The following is a 19,583-nucleotide window of genomic DNA, read 5'->3' as shown; positions in this document are numbered from 1 at the left end:
TTCCTACCCAGGCCCTAGAAGAGGAGGGACGGATCTCGGCCATTTCGGCGGTCCGCCCTTGTTCGCCTCTCCTTCATCTATTATTGTCCTTGGGCATTTGCGATTTTCTTGGCTACTTCCTCGGTGATCAGATCCTCGTATCCCTTCACGTCCAGCTTGCCGAACTCGCCCACGTATTCGTTCCAGATGCCGTCAAACTCCGCAGGGCTGGCAAGAACCAGTTTCGGGAAGTATTTGCGCTGCAAATCGCTTTTCTTCTGCGTGAAGATTTGGGCCGGCGAGCCCTGATCGATCGGAATGCTCCAAGCCGGGTACCATGGACGGTCGTCCGGTGCCGCAAACAATTGCGAGAAGGAATCGATGTCGTATGCTTCAAGCAATGTCTTGTCCGGTTCGGAGTAGGACATTTTGGCAACCTCAGGCTGGCGTCCCGCACCCACGGAATTACCGTCAGGAAGCGTAGATCCGTTGCCGTAACGAGGCCAGTTGTATTCAAAGTACTTGAAGCCGAACGACTCGCGGAAGGCTTCCGTATTGGTCTGTGCAATCTGCTCTTCCGTACGGTAGAAGCGGCCGTTCTCATCGACGGAATACGTCTCGTCCTTGATGCCCCAGTTCGACAGAATCTGGTTCTCGTCCGTCAGCAGGTTGTTGAAATACTTCACAATGCGTTCCGGATCCTTCGCGCTGACGGAGATCCCGACGCCGCGGTTGTTTACAAAGGATGGCGGATCCAGATACTGATCCTTGGTATTCTCATCGTATACGATCGGCAGCGCCATGTATTCGAGATCGTCGTTACCCGATTTATTGGCTGTTTCGCGCAGGTTGTTCATCGCTTGGCCTACCTGCCATCGATAATCGAAGAAGCCGAGCACCTTACCGGAAGTCAGTTTGGCAAGGTATTGATCATAGTTGTCCACGAAAGAGGATTTATCGAACAGGCCTTCCGCATTCAGCTTGTTCAGCTCTTGCAGGTACCGCTTCGTAATGTCGTCGTCCGCGTAATCATTCGCTACGTGAGTCTCCATGTCGATGATGATCCCGCCATCGTTCGGATAGCCGGCCAAATGCATCGGGGCATTGGTCAGAGCAAAAAATTTATCCTGCGTCGTCAGTGCCAGATAGCCGGTCAAGCCTTCCTCCGGATGTTTCTTCACGTAGTCGCGAATCAGGGCCAGGTACTCGTCGAAGGTCTTGATTTTCGGATAACCCGCTTCCTTCAGGACACGGCGTTGAATCCAAAATGCTCCTTGCTCGATATTCGGAGCCGACGTGTACTCTCCAACAACCGCGCTCAGCGGCAGGAAGTAGATGTTGCCGTCCTCGGCTTTCATTAGGTTGTAATAAGGCTCGTACACTCGCTTGATGTTAGGGCCGTACTTATCGATCAGGTCATTGAGCGGAATGAAGGCGCCCGCCCCGACCAGCTTATCGATTGAGCTCCCCGGCACAATCACATCGGGATAGTCGTTACTGGCAATGAAGGTTCCCACCTTGGTGTTCTCGTCTCCTACCAAATGCTCCATTTTAAAATTCACGCCGGTTTGGTCTTCGAACATTTTACCGATAGTGGTTTCGTTCGTATTTTTGTCTTTACCGGCTGCCGCGTTGAAATAGGTGAAGGTGACCTTCTCTTCTTTCTTCTCGCCTTCGCCGCCGGCTGCCGGTGTATTATCCGCTGCCTCTTTACTGCCGCCGCACGCTGCCAGAAGCGATACCATCATAACCACGGTCAGACAGCTCAGCCAAAATTTCTTGTTCATGCTCTTGACCTACCCCTTTCGGTCTCGTTAATTTGTAAGCACTTTCATTATAAGAGAGCTCTGTAGCGATTTTCACCCGTCAATCTTTAGGTGATACTTTGAAAACTATAGAACCGTATCCTTAGCCGTGAAAAATGGCAGCTCCGCAGCCTTCTCCCCTGCACTTCCGCCGACTAACGAACAAATCCTGCTAGGGTCACTCCGATTCGGAATGCCGCAGCAGGATTTGCCGTCCTTATGTTTCAATGGGAATGGACAGTTTGACCCGTGTGCCCTGTCCAGGCGAGCTGTCAATTTCAAACCGGAACCGGCTGCCGTAGTACAGCTTTAACCGGTAAATCACATTCTGAATGCCGATCCGCTCTCCCATCTCGTCCTCGGTCTCGAGATAACGGTAGATGCGTTCCACCTTCTCCGCGGGCATGCCTGCCCCGTTATCCTGAATGGTACAGATCAGGGATTGGCCCTCGCGCACAACCCGAACTTCAATGCGCCCCCCGTGCTTGAGCGGCTCGATGCCGTGAATGCTGGCATTCTCCACAAACGTGACGATGGCCATTTTCGGTATTTGCAGGTGACCCTCTTCGGCTGGAGCATGAACCGAATAATCGATTTTGTCGCCAAACCGGTATTTCTGGATTTCAAGGAAACAATGGATGAACTCCACTTCCTCCTTGAGCGTCACCATGTCTTTTTTCCAAACGAGCGAATTGCGGAAGATCTTCGCCATATTATGAATGATCCTTGCCGTCTCATCCTCATCCTTCATCAGGCTGCGCATGCGGATCGTCTCCAGGGCATTAAAGAGGAAGTGCGGATTAATCTGGCTCTGCAGCGCATTCAATTGCGCGTGCCGCCGCTGCAGCTCCAAATTCTTCTTCTGGATATCCGCCACGTACACGTCATTGATCAGGCTCTTGAGCTGCAAGGTCATCCGGTTGAATTCACCCGTCAGCTGACCGATCTCGTCACGTGCCTCAGCCTCTTGGATGGTGTCGTAATTCTGGTTCTTGACCTTCTTCATATGTTTGAGAATCCGTACAAGTCGTACGTTAAGGGAACGGCTGATCCAAACAATCACCAGGCTCGGAAGCAGAAAATTCAGGCAGGTCAGCACAATGACGAACCGCAAGGACTGATGCACGTCGCGCAGCACCACATCCTCCGGCGTCACCGCCATGATCGTCCAGGTGTTCAGATTGTTGGTCGTGAACGTATCGGTATGAAACTCCAGAAACCTGTCGCCATGCGCGATGCTGCTGTACGGTACAGCGCCCTGCGTGACATCGACCTTTGGGTCCGTAGTATATTCGATATTTCCTGCCCCGCTCAGCAGATACACTTTGCCCTGCACATTCAGATTGCTCATGATCTGCCGGATCGAAGGCATCCGCATATCGATCTTGAGATACTTGGTGTGGTCATCCTGGGAGCTGAAATAATTCATGCTCCGGATGATGCTGAAGCTGTCCAATTGGCCGTTCTTGCCCGTACGCATCACGATCGGCTGGGTTACGTTCTTGCCCGCGATCGCCTTGTACCAAGCCTCTTCCTTCACCTGGCCATCGATATAATTGATGCCGCCGGAATACAGCAGGGTCGGATTGTCGACATACACCGCAATTTCGCTGACCGAATTGTATACGGCGCTGCCCGAATTCAATATGCGACGGAGATAAGTATCATAAGCCTCGATATAATCGGCTGGATGATCGTACACCGTTTCCACGATCTCGTTCAATTGAACGTCCGTGTAGAAGACCGAGGAGATCTCCAAAGCGTCCTCGACTTCACGGCGGAACTCGTTCTTCATCTGTTCAAGCGCTACGGTGATATCCTGGATCCGCTGCTCCCTTACGCTGCCGGACGTCACATTGTAGAAGATGAGATTGGTAATCAGGATCGGCAAAAAGACGGCGAGGAAATAAAGCAGCAGCATCTTGTCCCGAAGACGGACATTATTCAGGCTCGGCTTCATGCATTCGTCCCTTCGGACGCGGCCTCCTTCATCAAGCGGTTCCGGTACTCGCTTGGCGTCATCCGCTCAATCTTCTCGAATTGCGTCACGAAATAGTCCGGATTGCCGAAGCCGACCCGCTCCGCCACCTCATAGATGCGCAGATCCGTCTGGCGCAGCAAGCGCTTGGCTTCGTTCACGCGCAGCTGGAGCAAAAAATCATTAAAATACATGCCGTACGCTTTTTTGAACAGCTGACCCAGATAAACCGGGTTCATGTAAAACTTCCCGGCGATGCCCTTCAGACTGATATTCTCATGATAATGGGCCTCGATATAAGCCCGGATCTTCTGGATTCCGCCCTTGTGCTGTTCCTTGCGCAGCTGTCCGATATAGTTCGCGCTCTCCATCGCAAAATCCGTGAACAATCGCTTCAGCCCCTGAAGCGACAAGTTGCGGTCATGCCACTCGGTCATCGGCTCGAGACTGGACAGCCGGCTTTGATCCCCGTCCATGCTGCTGAGCACACGAACCACGCCCAGCACGCATTGGTTGATCGCCGTCTTCACCGCTTCGGGAGCATACAGCTTCTCCTGGAAGGATTCGAACAGCGAACGAATCGTCTCCTCCAGCTTCTCGAAATGCAGCTCCTCGATCTGCTCCAGCAGCTGCTGATAAAGACGCTCCTCCAGCCCGATGTATTGCAGATCATGCACCGCGGCTTCTTCATGGATCACGATGCCGCTCTCATCATAGATATACTTGTATATTAGCGATTGCTTGGCCGTTTCGTAGGCATCCTGGACGAGGGACAGACGTGAAACTGGCCGGCCAAAATAGACGAAAATTCTTTCGTGCTTCGAATCGGCGAGCGATTGCTGAAGGCGCCTGGCAAATCCCCGCTGACACCCCTGGAACGATTGCAGGATGCTTCCCGGAACGATGATGCCGATGCGGTTGCGGTGCTCATGCAGATAGAAGGGCTGTTCTCCATTCGAGATCGCAAGAAGGGCCGTTTCCACCCTGTCCTTGAAGTCGCCTCCGTCGTTGTCGTTAGCCGAAGCCGGCGGATGGTCGTTCCGTTCGACAAAAACATAGAACAGACGGTCTTCCGGCCGGAGTTCAAGACGCCTCTCCCATTCCTGCAGCAGACGCTCATCCGCCTCCCCTATAATGAGCGATTCCATCAAGGCGCCCGACAACAGCTTCTCTTCCCGCGAGCGTGCCTCGCGGTCCGACTCCAGCCGTTCGCTGAGCCGGACCAGCGCCTGACTGAATTCCATCTCGTCAATCGGTTTCAGAATGAAATCATGCACCCCGTAGCGGACAGCCTGCTGGGCATAGTTGAAGTCATCGTATCCGCTTACAATAATGAAATACGGCTTCACGATATCGTCCGTGACAACGCGTCGGATCAGCTCGAGTCCATCCAGCACCGGCATGCGGATATCGGTGATGACCACATCCGGCCGAAGCCGTTCAATCAGTTCCAGCGCGTCTTCCCCGTTATCCGCCTCATCCACAATGTGAAAGCCGCAGGCTTCCCAATCAATCAGCTTCAGAAGCCCTTTGCGCGTAAACACCTCGTCATCCACCAATATCGCCCGGTTCCCTTGCACGGTATGTCCCCCTCGCCTTTTCGCGCACATCTGCCTGTAACAGATCTTCTATCTGTTCATCAGCAAACGCTTTCATATAGTAAATCTATTGTTCATGCTCTGCACGCAATTGTCAATGAATTTGAAAATATCGCTCGGCATTGTGGTAGCAAATATCCTGGATGATGGCACCGATATATTCATAATCCGCGGGCAGTTCCCCTTCCCTGATCCAATCGCCGAACAGGCGGCACAGCACTCTCCGGAAATATTCATGCCGCGGGAACGACATAAAGCTCCTGGAATCGGTCAGCATGCCCACAAAGGTGCTGATCAGCCCCATGGAAGACAGCGCGGTGAGCTGCTTCAGCATCCCTTCCTTCTGGTCGTGGAACCACCAAGCGGAACCGAGCTGAAGCTTGCCCTCGACACCGGCCGACTGGAAATTCCCGATCGTGGTAGCGATCATTTCGTAATGCGAGGAATACAGGCTGTACACAATGGTTTTCGGCAGCTGATCGTTCCTGTCGAGCCTGCTCAGGAATCCGTTCAGGCTTTCCGCCAGATGGAAATCGAGAATCGAGTCATACCCGCTGTCCTTGCCGATCTTCGCGAACATGCGCGCATTATTGTTTCGAATCGCCCCAATGTGCAGCTGCATGGTCCAGCCCTTGGCATGATACATTTCCCCCAGCTTGAGCAGGGTATAGGTGCGGTATTTCCGTTCCTCGAGCGGGGTTAAGCTGCCTCCGCCGATGGCTTTGCCATAAATGTCCGCAACTTCTTTAACGTCGGCCTGTTCATAAGGAAAAGCGCCAAAGCCGTGATCCGACAGGCGGCAGCCATGGTCATGGAAATATTGGATCCGCTCCTGCAGGGCATCCAGCAATCCCTGATAGGTATCCACGGCTATACCGGCCGTTGTTCCCAGCGTCCGTGCATAGGAGGGGAAGTCCGCGTTCGCGATATCCAGCGCCCGGTCCGGCCGGAATGCAGGGGCCACGACGGTCGACAATTCCCCCTGATTCCGAATGGCCTGGTGAAACTCCAGCGAATCGACGGGATCATCCGTCGTGCAGGCCACGTTGACCTTGAATTTTTCCAAAATTCCCCCTGCCCGCAAGGCAGGAGCCTTCAGCTGCTCATTGCAAGCGTCCCAGATCTCCTTGGCATTCTCCGCGGTCAACCGCTCTTGAATCCCGAAATAGCGGGTCAACTCCAGATGGGTCCAGTGATAAAGCGGATTGCCGACCAATCGCGGAACGCATTCCGCCCAGGCCATGAACTTCGCTTCAGGACTGGCGCTGCCTGTAATCAGCTCTTCGTCGACGCCAAGCCAGCGCATCGCCCTCCATTTGTAATGGTCCCCCTCCAGCCATAGCTCCGTCAGGTTATCGAACTGCCGGTTGATGGCAATATCCTTCGGGTTCAGATGGTTGTGGTAATCGAATATCGGCATCCCTTCCGCATAATCATAAAAGAGTTTCTTCGCGCTGTTGCTGTTCAGCAGCAGATTTTCCGTGTCCAAACGGCTCATATCGTTCCCCTCCGATTCTTATTTCGATTTTCAGTTCCATACTACCATACAAGTATGGTAGTATGGAATACATTAGGAGGTGATGCAGTGGTAGAATCTTTGCGATTACAGCCAGGATCGGCCGGACATATCGTGTACTCCCGGCTGAAGCAGCAGATTGTCAGTCTCGAGTTGCCCCCGGGAACGGCTCTGTCCGAGAAGGAGGTTTCCCTTTCCTTCGAAGTCAGCCGGACGCCGGTGCGGGAAAGCTTCGTCCGCTTGGCCCAGGAGGACCTTGTCGTCGTGCTTCCCCAGCGCGGCACGCGCGTCTCGCTCATCGATTCGGAGCTGGTCGAGGAAGCGCGCTTCATGCGCGAGCAGCTGGAGAAGGCCGTCGTCCGGCTTGCCTGCGAAAGCTTTCCCGAGGAGAAATTCGCCGAGCTGGAGCGAAATCTGTCCGAGCAGCGCGAGAGCATCGAGAAGCATGACGGCAAGCACATGTTTGAGCTGGATGAGGCCTTCCACCGTATTCTGTTCGAAGGCTGCCGCAAGGTCGGCACATGGAACGTGCTGCAGCAGATGAACGCTCATCTGAACCGGAGCCGGATGTTATGGCTGTCTGCCGATCCGAATTGGACTAACCTGTACGAGCAGCATCGGGAGATCGCTGACGCGATTTCGCGTCATGACGCCGATCATGCCGAACGTGAAATGCAGCAGCATCTGAGCCTGATTATCTCCAATCTGGCCGTGCTGAAAGAGAAGCATCCCGATTATTTTAAATAAGCCGTTACCCTCTTGGCGTTACACTCGTAACTGCAAAATTCCCAGCAGCTTTGCGTTAACTCCTTAAACTTGTAAAAGGCGGTGAAGAAATGCGGATGGTATTCAGATGGTTCGGCGAGGGCAACGATACGGTCTCGCTGGATCAGATTAGACAAATCCCCGGCGTGGAGGGCATTGTATGGGCACTTCACGATATTCCTGTCGGCGAAGAATGGCCGATGGAGCGAATTGAGGAAATTGCGGACCAAGCCAAAGCGTACGGGCTTCATATTGACGTCGTGGAAAGCGTGAATGTGCACGAGGACATCAAACTCGGCCTTCCCTCCCGGGATCAATACATAGCCAACTACATCCGGACGATTGAGAAATTGGGCCAGGTCGGCGTCAAAGTCATCTGCTACAATTTCATGCCGGTGTTCGATTGGGCTAGAACCGATCTTCATAAACAGACCCCCGATGGTTCGACGGCCCTCTTCTTCGAGAAGGCCAAAATCCACGGCATCGATCCAATGGAGCTGGTTCAGACGATCAACCGGAACAGCGCGCTTACCATGCCGGGCTGGGAGCCGGAGCGTTTGGCGCATCTGACCTCCCTGTTCGAAGCATACCGCGGCGTTACCGAGGAAGACCTGTGGCGCAACCTCGAATACTTCTTAAGCGCCGTCATCCCGGCTGCCGAGAAGAACGGCATCCGAATGGCCATTCACCCGGATGATCCGCCTTGGCCGATCTTCGGCCTGCCGCGGGTCATCACCAGCCAGGAAAATCTCCGGAGATTCCTGCAGCTGTACGATAGCCCGGCGAACAGCCTGACCCTGTGCAGCGGCTCGCTTGGCGCCAATCCGGACAATGACATCGTCTCCATGATCCATGAGTTCCACGACCGGATTCCGTTCGCGCATATCCGGAACGTACGCGTCTACGAGAACGGCGATTTCATCGAAACGTCCCATCGTACCGAGGACGGCACCGTCGATATTTCCGGCATTGTGCAGGCCTATCATGACAACGGTTTCACCGGATACGTAAGGCCCGATCACGGGCGGCATATCTGGGGCGAGCAGTGCCGTCCGGGTTACGGCCTGTATGACCGCGCCTTGGGTATTATGTATCTCTGGGGGCTGTGGGACGCTTACAGCCGGGAGCGCGCGGGAAGTCCAGCCGAGCTGAAGGAGGCCGTACAATGAGTGAGGCCAATATCCATGCAGCGGGTAGATCTGAACCCGGATCAAGAAGAGCCTCTGTTGAGTCCGCATCGCAAGCGACGCCATCCCTTCCCATTCATCCGTCATTAAACGGGAAGACGGTTGTCATTACGGGCGGCTCCGGCGTATTGTGCCGGGCGATGGCTCTTGAGCTGGGACGGCAAGGTGCCAAGGTGGCCGTCTTGAACCGTACGGCCGAGAAAGGGCAGCAGGTGGCCGATGAAATTACGGCTGCCGGCGGTACGGCGATTGCCGTTCCCTGCGATGTAACGGATGTGGAAAGCGTCCGGCAAGCGGAAAAAGCTGTGCGCGAGTCTTTCGGACCCTGCGATATCCTGATTAACGGAGCCGGCGGCAACCGGAAAGATGCGAATACAACCAACGAGATTTTCCGTCCGGAGGATGTGGGGCAGCCCGATGTGACAACCTTCTTCGGGTTAAGCGTGCCGGGCTTCCGCAGCGTGTTCGACTTGAACTTCATCGGTACGCTGATACCGACGCAAATCTTCGCGGAAGGGATGCTGGGACGTCCCGGGGCCGTCGTGCTGAATGTCTCGTCCATGAGCGCGCCCAGCCCGATGACCAAGGTGCCGGCTTACAGCGCAGCCAAAGCGGCCATTAACAACTTCACCCAGTGGCTGTCCGTTCATCTTGCGGAATCGGGCATTCGCGTGAACGCGATTGCGCCGGGCTTCTTCCTGACCGAGCAAAACCGCAATCTGCTGACTCATAGCGACGGTTCATTAACCGAGCGCTCTCATAAAATCATCTCCCATACCCCCATGAGAAGGTTTGGCGTGCCGGAGGATCTGCTGGGCACCCTGCTCTGGCTCGTGGACGATCAGACCTCCGGCTTCGTCACGGGAACGGTAATTCCCGTGGACGGCGGCTTCATGGCATATTCCGGCGTATAACGGATGGCAGCGCTAGCCGCGTGAATCGGTCTGCGGCACCGATCTTCGGACCGCGGCATACCGCTGCTGTCCGTCAGTTAGAGGATAAGCAGGGAAAACATAAAAAACGAGCTTCAGCGCCATGCTGAGGCTCGTTTTTTTCAAGTTTCCACTTTATGCTGCCCTGGATATCTTGTTATACCACGGCCTCCGGCTTAAAAAAAGCCGGCAAGTACTTTTTGTTCGCCTCCAGCATTTCATCGAGCAGCTGCTTCGCTACGGTCACGGACGGCACCAGCGGATGATGCACCAGCGCCTGCAGCGCAATGCCGCGATCACCAGTAATGGCGGCTTCGATCGTCAATTGTTCGTACACTTTCACCGCATGCATCAGCCCCTTCACATGGGAAGGAACCTTTTGCGGCGCCAGCGGTATTGGCCCTTGGCCCGTAACCACGCAGTTGATCTCTATGCTGGCATCCGCAGGCAGGAATTCGTAGATATTGCCATTGGAAACGTTCAGCGTCTGAATATCATGACGGTCATTATAAATGGACGTCATCAGGTTGACGGCCGCTTCGGAGTAGTAAGCGCCGCCACGCTGCTCCAGCTGCTTCGGCTTCACGGCCAAATTCTCGTCCTTGTAGAGCTCGAAGAGCTCCTCCTCTACCCGGCTGACCACGTCCGCTCGGGTTCCGTCCTTCTCCAGCGAAGCCTTCATGTCCGCAAACATCGTATCGGTCATGTAGAAATATTTAAGATAATACGTCGGAATCGCCCCAAGCGAACGGATAAAATCCGCGTCCCAGCCGAAGGTCGGCACATTCTTCGCCGTATACGATTTCCCGCCGTCCAGCAGCTCCGGCATTTTCTCTTCGCCGTTGACGATCGCCGACGTCACCCAGTGGAGATGGTTGATCCCGACAAACTCGGCCAGAACGTCCCTCTCCGACACGCCGTACTCCGCCGCCAGGAACTTCTGAAAGTTAATCGGGGAGTTGCACAGACCGACGGATTTGACCTTGCTGTGCTTCGCAACCGCCTCGGTGACGATGCCTGCCGGATTCGTGAAGTTCAGCATCCACGCATTCGGTGCCAGCTCTTCGATATCGCGGCAAATGTCCAGAATTACCGGAACCGTGCGCAGCGCCTTCAGCATGCCTCCCGGACCCGTCGTCTCCTGGCCGATGACGCCGTGTTTAATCGGAATATGCTCATCCTGCTTGCGTGCCGCCAGCAAGCCGACGCGCATCTGGGTCGTCACGAAATCGGCCCCCGCAATGGCCTGCCTCCGATCCAGCGTCAGGTGAACCTCAATCGGCAGACCCGATTCCTTGACCATGCGTTTGGCCAAATTGCCCACAATCTGCAGCTTATGCTTGCCCTCTTCAATATCAACGAACCATAGTTCGCGAATCGGCATTTGCTCATAATTGCGAATGAAACCTTCTACAATTTCCGGGGTATAGGAGGAACCTCCCCCGATGACCGCTATCTTCAATCCTGCTGCCACGTTAATCGCCTCCAAGGTATGATATCAATCCGTTTCGAGCCGGATCTATTACGCTCTATTACAACGATCTGCTGATCAGACTGTGGTTGCCTGCTCAAACGTAAATGCTTTCAGTTTGGCCTCCGTCTCAACATCAACGGCATGACCGTCGGCATCCATCGCGCACAGCAGCGCGCCGGAAACCGGATCGGATGTCAGCCTTACGCAGGATGCATGGGGTGCCCGGACCGCAACGATCCGTTCGATTGCATCCGTCAAGATCGAGCTGTTCGGCCTGTTCAGCACGCTGCCGATGTAGACGATGTCGAAGGCTTCGTCCGCCATGTCCAGCCGCCGGATCAGCGTGCATACCGCATTGGCCAGCTCTTCGCCTTCGTTCTCGAGAATCCAGGTAGCCACCTCGTCGCCCGCTTCAGCCGCCAGAAACAGCGTCTTGACCAGACTTGGCGGAACCTTCGTCCTGCCGTAGAGGACATCCTCGTACATCGGTTCGACGGACGTATATCCCATCTGCTCCAGAACGAGCGACGTCAACAAGGTTGCCGGTCCCCGCTCATCCCAGGCTCGAATAACCGCCCGGAAGGCCAGGGTTGCAAACCCTGATCCGCCCGCATATCCATCTCCGTACAAGAAACCGAAGCCGCCATACTGCAGCTCTTCCCCCGCACGGTTACGGGCGGCGCTGTTGAAGCCCGTACCGCAGATCAATGCGGCGCCATACGGGCGGCTCGTTCCTGCCCTCATCCCGATGATCGTATCGCATGCGATAGCATGCCTCGGATATCCGAGCGCCCCGATCATCGGGCGCAGGATCTCATAATCGGCTTCCCGATCGGCTCCGGCCAGGCCGAAATAGGCATAACTGATATCTTCCTTGGCAGCCCCAGCCTCTTGAAGCGCCCGGTTGCAGGCCTCCTCAATGTTACGGGCTGCATGCTCACGGTGAATCTGGTGATTGCCGTTGCCGGACGCTCCCTTGCCAAGGATATTCCCTTGTTCATCGCAGATGACGGCGTGCGTTTTGCTGCCGCCGGCATCCACACCCAGATACAAACTCATGGACTTCACTCCTACCCGCCTAACGGCGGCGTCATGTGGTGGTATATGTTTAAGATACCGCTTCCACAGGTTGCCATCTACTGTTATACGATCAAGGAGTGATACTATCTTACTGTTTCTTGGAACTCGTGGCGGAGGGGATCATGGGACTGCCTGCATAAGCTCGCTCCCGGATCTCGCTTGGCGAAGCCCCGACATGCTGCTTGAACAGACGATTGAAATTGGACAGATTCCGGAACCCGCAGGTTTCCGCGATCTCGATAATCTTCTGGTCCGTCGTCTCCAGCAGGTGCACGGCATGGGTCAAGCGCAGCTGGATCAAATAATGATGCGGTGAGGTTCCGACGGCCTGCTGGAACAGGGCGCTGAACCGGGAAGGGCTCAGATGCGTTAAATCCGACAGCTCCTGCAGCGTCCAGCCGTAGTCCAGATGAAGCTCCATCGTGCGCAGGACTTCTTTTAACGCGTGCATTCCCCTGCCCTTGATCGGCCTGTGCTCCTGAGCGGGAGATGACAGATGGCGGTTCGCCAAACTCAGGAAACGAATGAGATCCGAACGGATCAGGCTCATATAAGAAGTCCCCCGGGCTTCATACTCCTCCATCATGCGCCGAAGCAGCCGGGCCAGTTCATCGTGCACCGGAGATTGCCTGTCTACGTTTCCGAGCGAGCGGAAGGGAGCCATCAGGTCCGGATCGAACTTGAGATCGATGGCCAGCAGGGAAGGCTCGAACATAATGACGTCCATGACCAGGTTCTCGGTCTCATACGCGCGGTGCAGATCATTGCTGTTGATGAATATGATATCCCCCTGCCGAAACGGGAGCTTCATCCCGTTGATCAGAATAAAACCGGTTCCGCCTTGAATATAGTTAAGCTCCAACGCATGATGCCAATGCAGGCGCTGGGCTCCGGCGAATATGCCGTGCGTGGTCGACGCGGTAAACGGAAAAGCAGCGTTCGAAAAATCTATGGCGTCCGGAACGACGCTTTGCGGACGATTCACTTCAATTGCACCTCCATGCCTCGTAAATAACGTGTCAACGATGTACTCACATCGTAACATGAGCGCCTCTCTTAAGAAAAACATGGATCGACGTTTACGCTCAGATGATTAAACCGCAAGCTGCGGCGAGATAGAAGGTAAACCACGGAAGCTTTATTCTTGCCCGTGAAAAAAAAAGGACCCGCCCCCAGTATGCCTGGGGCGGATCCTTACAGGTGCATTAAGATAATGGAAGTTCAACCGTCCAGCCGAACGGATCCTCAACGGTTCCGAGCTGGATGCCCGTGATGGCATCATAAACGCGTTTGGAAAGCTCGCCGGTTGCTCCCTCGCCAATCACCAATTGCTCCTCCTGCCATTCCAGTGAACCGATCGGCGATATCACCGCTGCGGTGCCGGTGCCGAAAGCCTCGGTCAACAAGCCGCTGCGGTGAGCCTCCACGATTTCATCGATGGAAAGGGCACGCTCTTCCACGGGGATGTTCCAATGCTGCAACAGCTGGATGACCGAGTTCCGGGTAACCCCGTCCAGGATGCTTCCGTTCAGCGCCGGCGTTATCACCTTATCGCCGATCTTGAAGAACACGTTCATGCTGCCGACTTCCTCGATATATTTGCGGTGCACGCCATCGAGCCACAGCACCTGCGAATATCCCTTGAGGGTGGCTTCATCCTGCGCTTTCAAACCTGCCGCATAGTTGCCGGCCGTCTTGGCATTGCCCACGCCCCCGGCAACGGCACGCACGTATTTTGGCTCCACGTAAATGCTGACCGGATTGATGCCTTCCGCATAATACGAACCGACGACCGACAGGATGATCATGAACTTGTATTGCAGCGACGGCGCTACGCCGAGCACGGGCTCGGTTGCGATGACAAACGGACGGATATAAAGCGATGTGCCCGGCTTGGAAGGAATCCAGTCGCGATCCACGAGCACGAGCTGCTTGAGCGCTTCCATCACAAGCCCTTCGTCCAATGTCGGAATGCTCAGGCGCTGGTTGGACAGGTTCAGCCGCTGAATATTTTTGTTCGGGCGAAACATGAGGATCCGCTGATCTTCCGTCAGGTAAGCCTTCAGGCCTTCGAATACGGTCTGGCCATAGTGAAATACTTTGGCTGCAGGGTCAAGTTCGATCGGTTGGTATGGGACGACGCGCGGGTCGTGCCAGCCTTTGCCGGCGTCATAGTCCAGAATAAACATATGATCCGTAAATACCGTGCCGAAAGCCTGTTTATGATGGCTCGGCTTTTCCTTCGGGGTGGTCGTTAATTCCACGGATATCGCGTAAGTCATGTGCACACATCTCCTTATTTTGCAAACGTTATTAGTTGAATCATATCAATCGATGCCCTATATTAAAAATATCTGATTTATAGGGATATCATACCTTTAAGGTATGGAGAGGGGGTATGAAAAATGGACATTCGGCAGCTGCGATATTTCCTGACGATCGCCCAGGAAGGACAGATCACGCGGGCGGCTAAACAGCTTAACATGGAGCAGCCTCCATTAAGCCGTCAGCTGAAGCTGATGGAGGAAGAACTCGGCGTGCTGCTGTTTGAACGCAGCGGCAAGCAGCTTCAGCTCACCCACGCAGGCGAGCTGCTGCAGAGCAGGGCCGCCTCCCTGTTGAACCAGTTCAATGAAACGCTGACCGAGGTGAAGGAGATCCACGCGGGAGTCCGCGGCATGCTGTCCATCGGTGCCGTCGTCTCCTGCATTTCGCTGCTGCCTCAGCGCATCCAAATCTTCCGGCAGCAATATCCCGAGGTCACCTTCAAGATTCGGGAAGGCGACCACTCCCTGCTGGCCGATCAGCTCGACAAGCGCAATATCGAGCTCGCAGTGACCCGGCTTCCGTTCGAATCCAGCTTCGGGCCCGAGCGTTATGCCGTTCAGCCCCTGCCCTCCGACCCGTTCGTCGCGGTCATTCCAAGCAGCTGGGAGAGCATTGCCTCCCATTCGGAAATCTCGATGCGCGAGCTGGCGGAATATCCGTTCCTGTCCTTAAAAACCGATCAGACGATCGGGATGCATGAGCGGGTCATTCAAGAATTCAAACGCGGCGAACTTGAACCGCGCGTCATATGCGAATGCTCCAGCGTTGCCATTATCGTCGCTTTGGTAGCCGAAGGCATTGGCGCCACCATTTTGCCCGAGTCGGTCATGTCCTCCTTCGCGATTCCCAACATCCGGACGCTGTCCATTACAAGCGCTGATTTCCAATCGGACGTGGGCATTGTTTGGCTCAGGGATCATGTCCTGTCCAATCGGGCCCGACATTTTATAGCTACTTTTATAGAATAACACTTGTTGAGGCCCCTCGTCTTCCCCAGCTTTGTCCAGGCCTTGCCGATCGGGGCTTCGTTATCCATTGTGGACAAACTTGAGGTCGCTAATCGTCCCGCATCGGGTAAACCCGATATGTTGATACAGCCGATTGGAGTCCGGGTTGGCCTGGTCGGCGTACAGCACGGGAACCAATCCCTCCTGCAGCAGGATAGCTCCAAGGTCTGCAACCAATGCGCTGGCGTACCCTTTTTTTCGTTCCTCCTTGGGCGTGTACACTGCATTGATGCGGCCGTGCCTTGGCGACCGGTGCGCAATGTTGGCCATCGATACCGCGTGGCTTCCGGCCATCCATACATATAACCCGCCCTGCTGAATGAGTCGTTCGGCGGTCTCGACCTGGCTTGCCGCATTCGCTCGGACCCCATAAGCATCTTCCGAGAATCCGACCAGAAACCGGGCCACCTGCTGCGTATCTTTCACAGCGGCGCGTCTGATCCTCCCCTCTACGCCTAAAGGGCTCTTGACGATGGGGGCATGGTAAGACTCCATCGTCATCTGATGACGGTAGGCTCCATGGCGCTCCTCTGCGTAGCAGCTGGCAAACTGCTCAGCCACGCCCGGTTCTCCCGTTACGCCCGGCAGTGCTGCTTCCCCCAGCTCGCTGACCAGTTCTCGAAGCAGAAGCTGCCGCCGTTCCATGGTAACGTCCCGGGATATCCATAACCAGGCGTTCCCGCGGGGCGACTGCGCATAGATCATGCGTCCGTCCGGCGATTTCAGGCCTATACGCTGCGGCGACCCGGCAATGAGATGGATCAGGTTATACGTTACCTCATCCCGAATAAATTCCTCCCGGCACAGCGCCTCGTCCTGTGGCATCAGCTTCGTTAACATGATTCATCCCTCTCTCTTCCCATGACTTTTCCCTACCCGACCCAAGTGGTGGACCGATCGGCACGGATCCGCTGCCTTTTAGCGTCTCCGGCAGCCCAAAGAACACAAAAAAGCCCCGTCCCCTATAGGGACGGAGCCTTGTCTCCGCGTTACCACCCTGATTCGTGCCGGCTAGCCGGGCACGCGCTCTTGTCATCATCCAACAATGATGCCCCATGGTAACGGCTGGGTAAACCCGGATACGCCTCAACCTAAACGATCGGCGGATCTGCTCCGAGGTGATGGTCAATTCATCGCCGCTGACTGCTTCGCACCGCCCAGCAGTTCTCTGATTCAGCTTCCTTTGCGATCTTGGCGTCCTCATCCTAGCATGTTTCGAAAAATTTAACTCAGTTTATCCCGGCAGCATTCAGCTGTCAAGCCCTGTTCCAAATAGGATGCATGATTCCCGTCTTATTTGTTATTAAAACGGAAGACCAGCATATCCCCCTTCTCCGGATGGACGCCTTCATGCTCCGTATACCGTCCGCCCGTGTACGTGTTTAACGTTTTGCGCCAAAAAATCTGGGTGCTCATATTGCGCTCGGTCGGATTCGTCTGAAGCTCCCATGCGCCTTGGAACTGATCGAACACAAGCTCAGCCGCTCGTTGGGCTACACCTTGTCTTCGAAAAGTCCGAAGCACAAAAAAATCATTCAAATAGTACTGGATATTCGGCGATGGAATGTATGGCGTGGTCGCCACCAGGGCCAACCCTGCCGCAATGCCATCTACGGATATCAGATAAGGAAAAAGAACCGACGGCTGCTCCCACCACACATCGAGCTGTTTGCTCTGCTCGCTTAAGGTCGGCACATCCTCTTTTTCAAATACACCGAACCGGTTAGGACGGACCCCCCATATCTCAGCAATGTCATGCAAGTACAGCGGATATATGTTATGCAGAATAAATGACTGTTCCTTCGGGCATAAACGTACCTCAATATTCACGGTCAATCCCTCCTTAATGAATGATGTATGTAAGTTTAGTATGTCTAGGATAACATATTTACTCTTCCAAGAGGTTTACAGGTATGTAAATTGCGTTACGAAATGGAGTAAAATACGTTAAACCTACTCTTTATTTCACCACGATTTCATTATATGTCCTACGGCTCATCCAAAATTATGTTGAATTCTGTTATTTATATCATGCAAAGAGCCAACCGAATGTATGCGTCGGTTGGCTCTTTAATTTCTGCGGAATCAGGGTGGATCGGATCGAGCACCTCGCCCCTCCCCGTCCTCTTAATTCGAACCAGCTTGCTCCGTCAAGCCCAGCGCATTCCGCGCCATCGTCATATATTCCTCCTGACCCGTAAGGAGCGCGAACTGGGCGATCAGCACGGGATAAGCCGCGTGCTGCTCGACAATATGGTCGAACATGCGCGGCCATACCACTCCTCCCGCTTGTTCATACCGGTCCAACAGGACACGAAGATTAGGCTCGCCGTATATGGCGTAATACAGCACGAAATCTTTGGCGGGACTGGCTACCTCCGACTCCGTCCAATCCAGGAGCCCGGTAACCCGCACGCGCTCATCAATCAGAATATGCGGCGGATGAAGATCTCCGTGGATCAGCGCGGAATGCGTTGGCCAGTAGGAGTCGTCTCCCAGCCACTTCTGCCACCTCTCCCAGAGCGTTTCGGAAACGCCTAGGCGGCCCTTGATGTCGTCCATGTTTCGGGCAGTCTCCTCGCGAACTTCTTGGGGGCTTTTTACCCGAAGGCCTGCGGCTCGGGCTGCATCGTGGTCGATTCCGTGCAGGGCGACCAGTGCCTCAGCCAGGGAGTGAACGAACGTCTCGCCCGGATTCTCGGCATCCATATTAAATGCATACCCTTCCATGCTAACGGAAGCGGCAGGCTGCTCGCCGAGCAGCGGGTAGGCGATGAGCTCCGGCGTATATATGCGCCAATCCGGCACGTCGACCGGCAGATGGGACTGGACCAACTTCAGGACCCGCGCCTCATTATCCGCCCTGTCCAACACATCCGTTCTTCTCGGCTTACGCAGAACCCACCTTGCCCCGGTCTTGGCCTCCTCCGCAAATCCAACGAGAAAGTCCATCCCGGATTCATTCATCTCAATGCCTTCGGGATTCAAATCCACCCCGTGCTTACCGGCTACCTCCAGCATTTCTTGGATCACTTGCGCATAATCGTCATTAGGCTTTGCTATTGTCATAAGGAATCCATCCCTTCCATATTTCATTGATATCGTAATAGGCCGTCATCACAACAAAAAAAGCACAGGCAACGAGCTGCCTGTGCTGGGTAACCGAAACGGGACCTTACCGTCCACCGTTCCTGGAAATGCCTACTCGAATACACGTTCAAATACGGGAAGGTGAAGACACCTCTTATCCCGCACATGAAAAAACATGCACTCCTATAGACATATCATAAAAATGGGTTACGTAAAAATGACGGACCCATCCCGATTACCCTGCAACTGTGCAGGTCTCTTTAGCGCTATTTCATTAGCCGCGAAAAGATCTCAATCGGGAATAATCCAACATACGTAACCCTCCGTTCATCCTAAGTTGTGTATAACTTTACCAAAGCCACGAAATCTTTGCAAGACCTTCTTGAGCAGTTTGCTGCTTTTTAAGGTGACGCATAACACGCACGTTCACACGGGATGAGCCATGAAGCCCTCCATGGCGCTTTTCTAACCGCATCATCATGTCTTAAGCATCTTCCTGCAAATGCTCTCTGCAAAAAGTCGTGAGTTCTTCCTCTTCCTCGGGCTCCATATCAAAATCCAGATACTGATCCGTTGTGCGCTCATAGAAATCGTATTTGACGATACGCGAAGCGTCCTCATCATCCAGGTAGATCACTCGCAAGTAGACGCCATGCTCCGAATAGAGCTCGTCATCCTCCGGCACGTCCAAATCGCATACAAACTCAAAGCGTTTGCCGGTCAGGATTCCAAACGGGTCCTTCACCAGCTCGACGCTGTATTCTTTGATCGTTAACATATTCCCACCCTTTCTATCACTCTGCTTATTATACACAAGAGGGCGCCCATCCCTACAAGACAAAAT

At 54.4% G+C, this 19,583-nt stretch carries 18 protein-coding genes; 4 read left to right on the top strand and 14 right to left on the bottom strand.

From position 1 onward, the window contains the following. Nucleotides 1-80 precede the first annotated feature (80 nt). The 4 genes from BMX45_RS11185 to uxaC form a co-directional block, all read right to left on the bottom strand. A complete protein-coding gene (locus tag BMX45_RS11185) occupies nucleotides 81-1,766 on the bottom strand; it encodes an ABC transporter substrate-binding protein (RefSeq protein WP_090909748.1) in 1,686 nt (561 codons plus the stop codon). 235 nt (nucleotides 1,767-2,001) lie between these two features. Next, entirely contained in the window at nucleotides 2,002-3,744 is a 1,743-nt protein-coding gene (locus tag BMX45_RS11180) for a sensor histidine kinase (protein WP_090909747.1), read from the bottom strand. Beyond that, a complete protein-coding gene (locus tag BMX45_RS11175; RefSeq protein WP_090909746.1) occupies nucleotides 3,741-5,342 on the bottom strand; it encodes a response regulator transcription factor in 1,602 nt (533 codons plus the stop codon). The genes BMX45_RS11180 and BMX45_RS11175 overlap by 4 nt, the downstream gene beginning before the upstream one ends. A 112-nt stretch (nucleotides 5,343-5,454) precedes the next feature. After that, nucleotides 5,455-6,858, bottom strand: coding sequence for a glucuronate isomerase (gene uxaC, locus BMX45_RS11170; protein WP_090909745.1), 1,404 nt, complete (start codon nucleotides 6,856-6,858; stop codon nucleotides 5,455-5,457). Between the two features lie 87 nt (nucleotides 6,859-6,945). On the opposite strand from uxaC, the gene BMX45_RS11165 reads away from it, so the two are divergent. From BMX45_RS11165 to BMX45_RS11155, 3 genes are all read left to right on the top strand, one after another. Continuing rightward, nucleotides 6,946-7,623 (top strand): GntR family transcriptional regulator, encoded by a 678-nt coding sequence (locus BMX45_RS11165; protein WP_009592701.1) that lies wholly within the window; start codon nucleotides 6,946-6,948, stop codon nucleotides 7,621-7,623. A gap of 89 nt (nucleotides 7,624-7,712) precedes the next feature. Next, nucleotides 7,713-8,810: a mannonate dehydratase gene (gene uxuA / locus BMX45_RS11160; RefSeq protein ID WP_090909744.1), complete on the top strand. Its 1,098-nt coding sequence runs from the start codon at nucleotides 7,713-7,715 to the stop codon at nucleotides 8,808-8,810. Beyond that, complete coding sequence (locus BMX45_RS11155) at nucleotides 8,807-9,742, top strand: SDR family oxidoreductase (protein ID WP_090909743.1); 936 nt, start codon at nucleotides 8,807-8,809, stop codon at nucleotides 9,740-9,742. Before uxuA ends, BMX45_RS11155 begins: the two co-directional genes overlap by 4 nt. A gap of 12 nt (nucleotides 9,743-9,754) precedes the next feature. On the opposite strand, the gene BMX45_RS32105 is transcribed toward BMX45_RS11155, so the two are convergent. The 5 genes from BMX45_RS32105 to BMX45_RS11135 form a co-directional block, all read right to left on the bottom strand. Next, nucleotides 9,755-9,886, bottom strand: coding sequence for a hypothetical protein (locus BMX45_RS32105; RefSeq protein ID WP_302847888.1), 132 nt, complete (start codon nucleotides 9,884-9,886; stop codon nucleotides 9,755-9,757). A gap of 31 nt (nucleotides 9,887-9,917) precedes the next feature. Further along, on the bottom strand, nucleotides 9,918-11,234 hold the full coding sequence (locus BMX45_RS11150; RefSeq protein ID WP_090909742.1) for a 6-phospho-beta-glucosidase: 1,317 nt from the start codon (nucleotides 11,232-11,234) through the stop codon (nucleotides 9,918-9,920). A 75-nt stretch (nucleotides 11,235-11,309) separates the two neighbouring features. Continuing rightward, nucleotides 11,310-12,293: an N-acetylglucosamine kinase gene (locus tag BMX45_RS11145; protein ID WP_090909741.1), complete on the bottom strand. Its 984-nt coding sequence runs from the start codon at nucleotides 12,291-12,293 to the stop codon at nucleotides 11,310-11,312. Between the two features lie 109 nt (nucleotides 12,294-12,402). Further along, nucleotides 12,403-13,299, bottom strand: coding sequence for an AraC family transcriptional regulator (locus BMX45_RS11140; RefSeq protein ID WP_090909740.1), 897 nt, complete (start codon nucleotides 13,297-13,299; stop codon nucleotides 12,403-12,405). Between the two features lie 220 nt (nucleotides 13,300-13,519). Further along, nucleotides 13,520-14,596, bottom strand: a complete 1,077-nt coding sequence (locus BMX45_RS11135; RefSeq protein ID WP_090909739.1) for a branched-chain amino acid aminotransferase — start codon at nucleotides 14,594-14,596, stop codon at nucleotides 13,520-13,522. 123 nt (nucleotides 14,597-14,719) lie between these two features. On the opposite strand from BMX45_RS11135, the gene BMX45_RS11130 reads away from it, so the two are divergent. After that, nucleotides 14,720-15,610, top strand: coding sequence for a LysR family transcriptional regulator (locus tag BMX45_RS11130; protein ID WP_090909738.1), 891 nt, complete (start codon nucleotides 14,720-14,722; stop codon nucleotides 15,608-15,610). Nucleotides 15,611-15,670: 60 nt separating this feature from the next. Here the strand turns inward: BMX45_RS11130 and BMX45_RS11125 are convergent, their stop codons facing one another. From BMX45_RS11125 to BMX45_RS11110, 5 genes are all read right to left on the bottom strand, one after another. After that, nucleotides 15,671-16,489, bottom strand: coding sequence for a GNAT family N-acetyltransferase (locus BMX45_RS11125; RefSeq protein ID WP_090909737.1), 819 nt, complete (start codon nucleotides 16,487-16,489; stop codon nucleotides 15,671-15,673). Continuing rightward, the gene (locus tag BMX45_RS31595; RefSeq protein WP_217648113.1) at nucleotides 16,428-16,688 is read right to left on the bottom strand and encodes a hypothetical protein; all 261 of its coding nucleotides are present in this window, start codon (nucleotides 16,686-16,688) and stop codon (nucleotides 16,428-16,430) included. Before BMX45_RS31595 ends, BMX45_RS11125 begins: the two co-directional genes overlap by 62 nt. A 254-nt stretch (nucleotides 16,689-16,942) precedes the next feature. Beyond that, the gene (locus BMX45_RS11120) at nucleotides 16,943-17,479 is read right to left on the bottom strand and encodes a GNAT family N-acetyltransferase (RefSeq protein WP_090909736.1); all 537 of its coding nucleotides are present in this window, start codon (nucleotides 17,477-17,479) and stop codon (nucleotides 16,943-16,945) included. A gap of 297 nt (nucleotides 17,480-17,776) precedes the next feature. Further along, complete coding sequence (gene mphI, locus BMX45_RS11115; protein WP_090909735.1) at nucleotides 17,777-18,718, bottom strand: macrolide 2'-phosphotransferase MphI; 942 nt, start codon at nucleotides 18,716-18,718, stop codon at nucleotides 17,777-17,779. 505 nt (nucleotides 18,719-19,223) lie between these two features. Next, a complete protein-coding gene (locus BMX45_RS11110; RefSeq protein WP_090909734.1) occupies nucleotides 19,224-19,517 on the bottom strand; it encodes a DUF6509 family protein in 294 nt (97 codons plus the stop codon). Nucleotides 19,518-19,583: the final 66 nt, after the last annotated feature.

Source organism: Paenibacillus sp. cl141a, assembly GCF_900109305.1.
In the GTDB taxonomy this organism is placed as follows: Bacteria; Bacillota; Bacilli; order Paenibacillales; family Paenibacillaceae; genus Paenibacillus_AQ; species Paenibacillus_AQ lautus_A.
This window is presented reverse-complemented; position numbering and strand designations above follow the sequence as displayed.

Excerpts from the sequence above, each read along its gene's own strand:
- BMX45_RS11185 (WP_090909748.1), bottom strand. The coding sequence starts at position 1,766 with ATGAACAAGAAATTTTGGCTGAGCTGTCTGACCGTGGTTATGATGGTA.
- BMX45_RS11180 (WP_090909747.1), bottom strand. The coding sequence starts at position 3,744 with ATGAAGCCGAGCCTGAATAATGTCCGTCTTCGGGACAAGATGCTGCTG.
- uxaC (WP_090909745.1), bottom strand. The coding sequence starts at position 6,858 with ATGAGCCGTTTGGACACGGAAAATCTGCTGCTGAACAGCAACAGCGCG.
- uxuA (WP_090909744.1), top strand. The coding sequence starts at position 7,713 with ATGCGGATGGTATTCAGATGGTTCGGCGAGGGCAACGATACGGTCTCG.
- BMX45_RS11155 (WP_090909743.1), top strand. The coding sequence starts at position 8,807 with ATGAGTGAGGCCAATATCCATGCAGCGGGTAGATCTGAACCCGGATCA.
- BMX45_RS11145 (WP_090909741.1), bottom strand. The coding sequence starts at position 12,293 with ATGAGTTTGTATCTGGGTGTGGATGCCGGCGGCAGCAAAACGCACGCC.
- BMX45_RS11135 (WP_090909739.1), bottom strand. The coding sequence starts at position 14,596 with ATGACTTACGCGATATCCGTGGAATTAACGACCACCCCGAAGGAAAAG.
- BMX45_RS11130 (WP_090909738.1), top strand. The coding sequence starts at position 14,720 with ATGGACATTCGGCAGCTGCGATATTTCCTGACGATCGCCCAGGAAGGA.
- BMX45_RS11125 (WP_090909737.1), bottom strand. The coding sequence starts at position 16,489 with ATGTTAACGAAGCTGATGCCACAGGACGAGGCGCTGTGCCGGGAGGAA.
- BMX45_RS31595 (WP_217648113.1), bottom strand. The coding sequence starts at position 16,688 with ATGATGACAAGAGCGCGTGCCCGGCTAGCCGGCACGAATCAGGGTGGT.
- mphI (WP_090909735.1), bottom strand. The coding sequence starts at position 18,718 with ATGACAATAGCAAAGCCTAATGACGATTATGCGCAAGTGATCCAAGAA.
- BMX45_RS11110 (WP_090909734.1), bottom strand. The coding sequence starts at position 19,517 with ATGTTAACGATCAAAGAATACAGCGTCGAGCTGGTGAAGGACCCGTTT.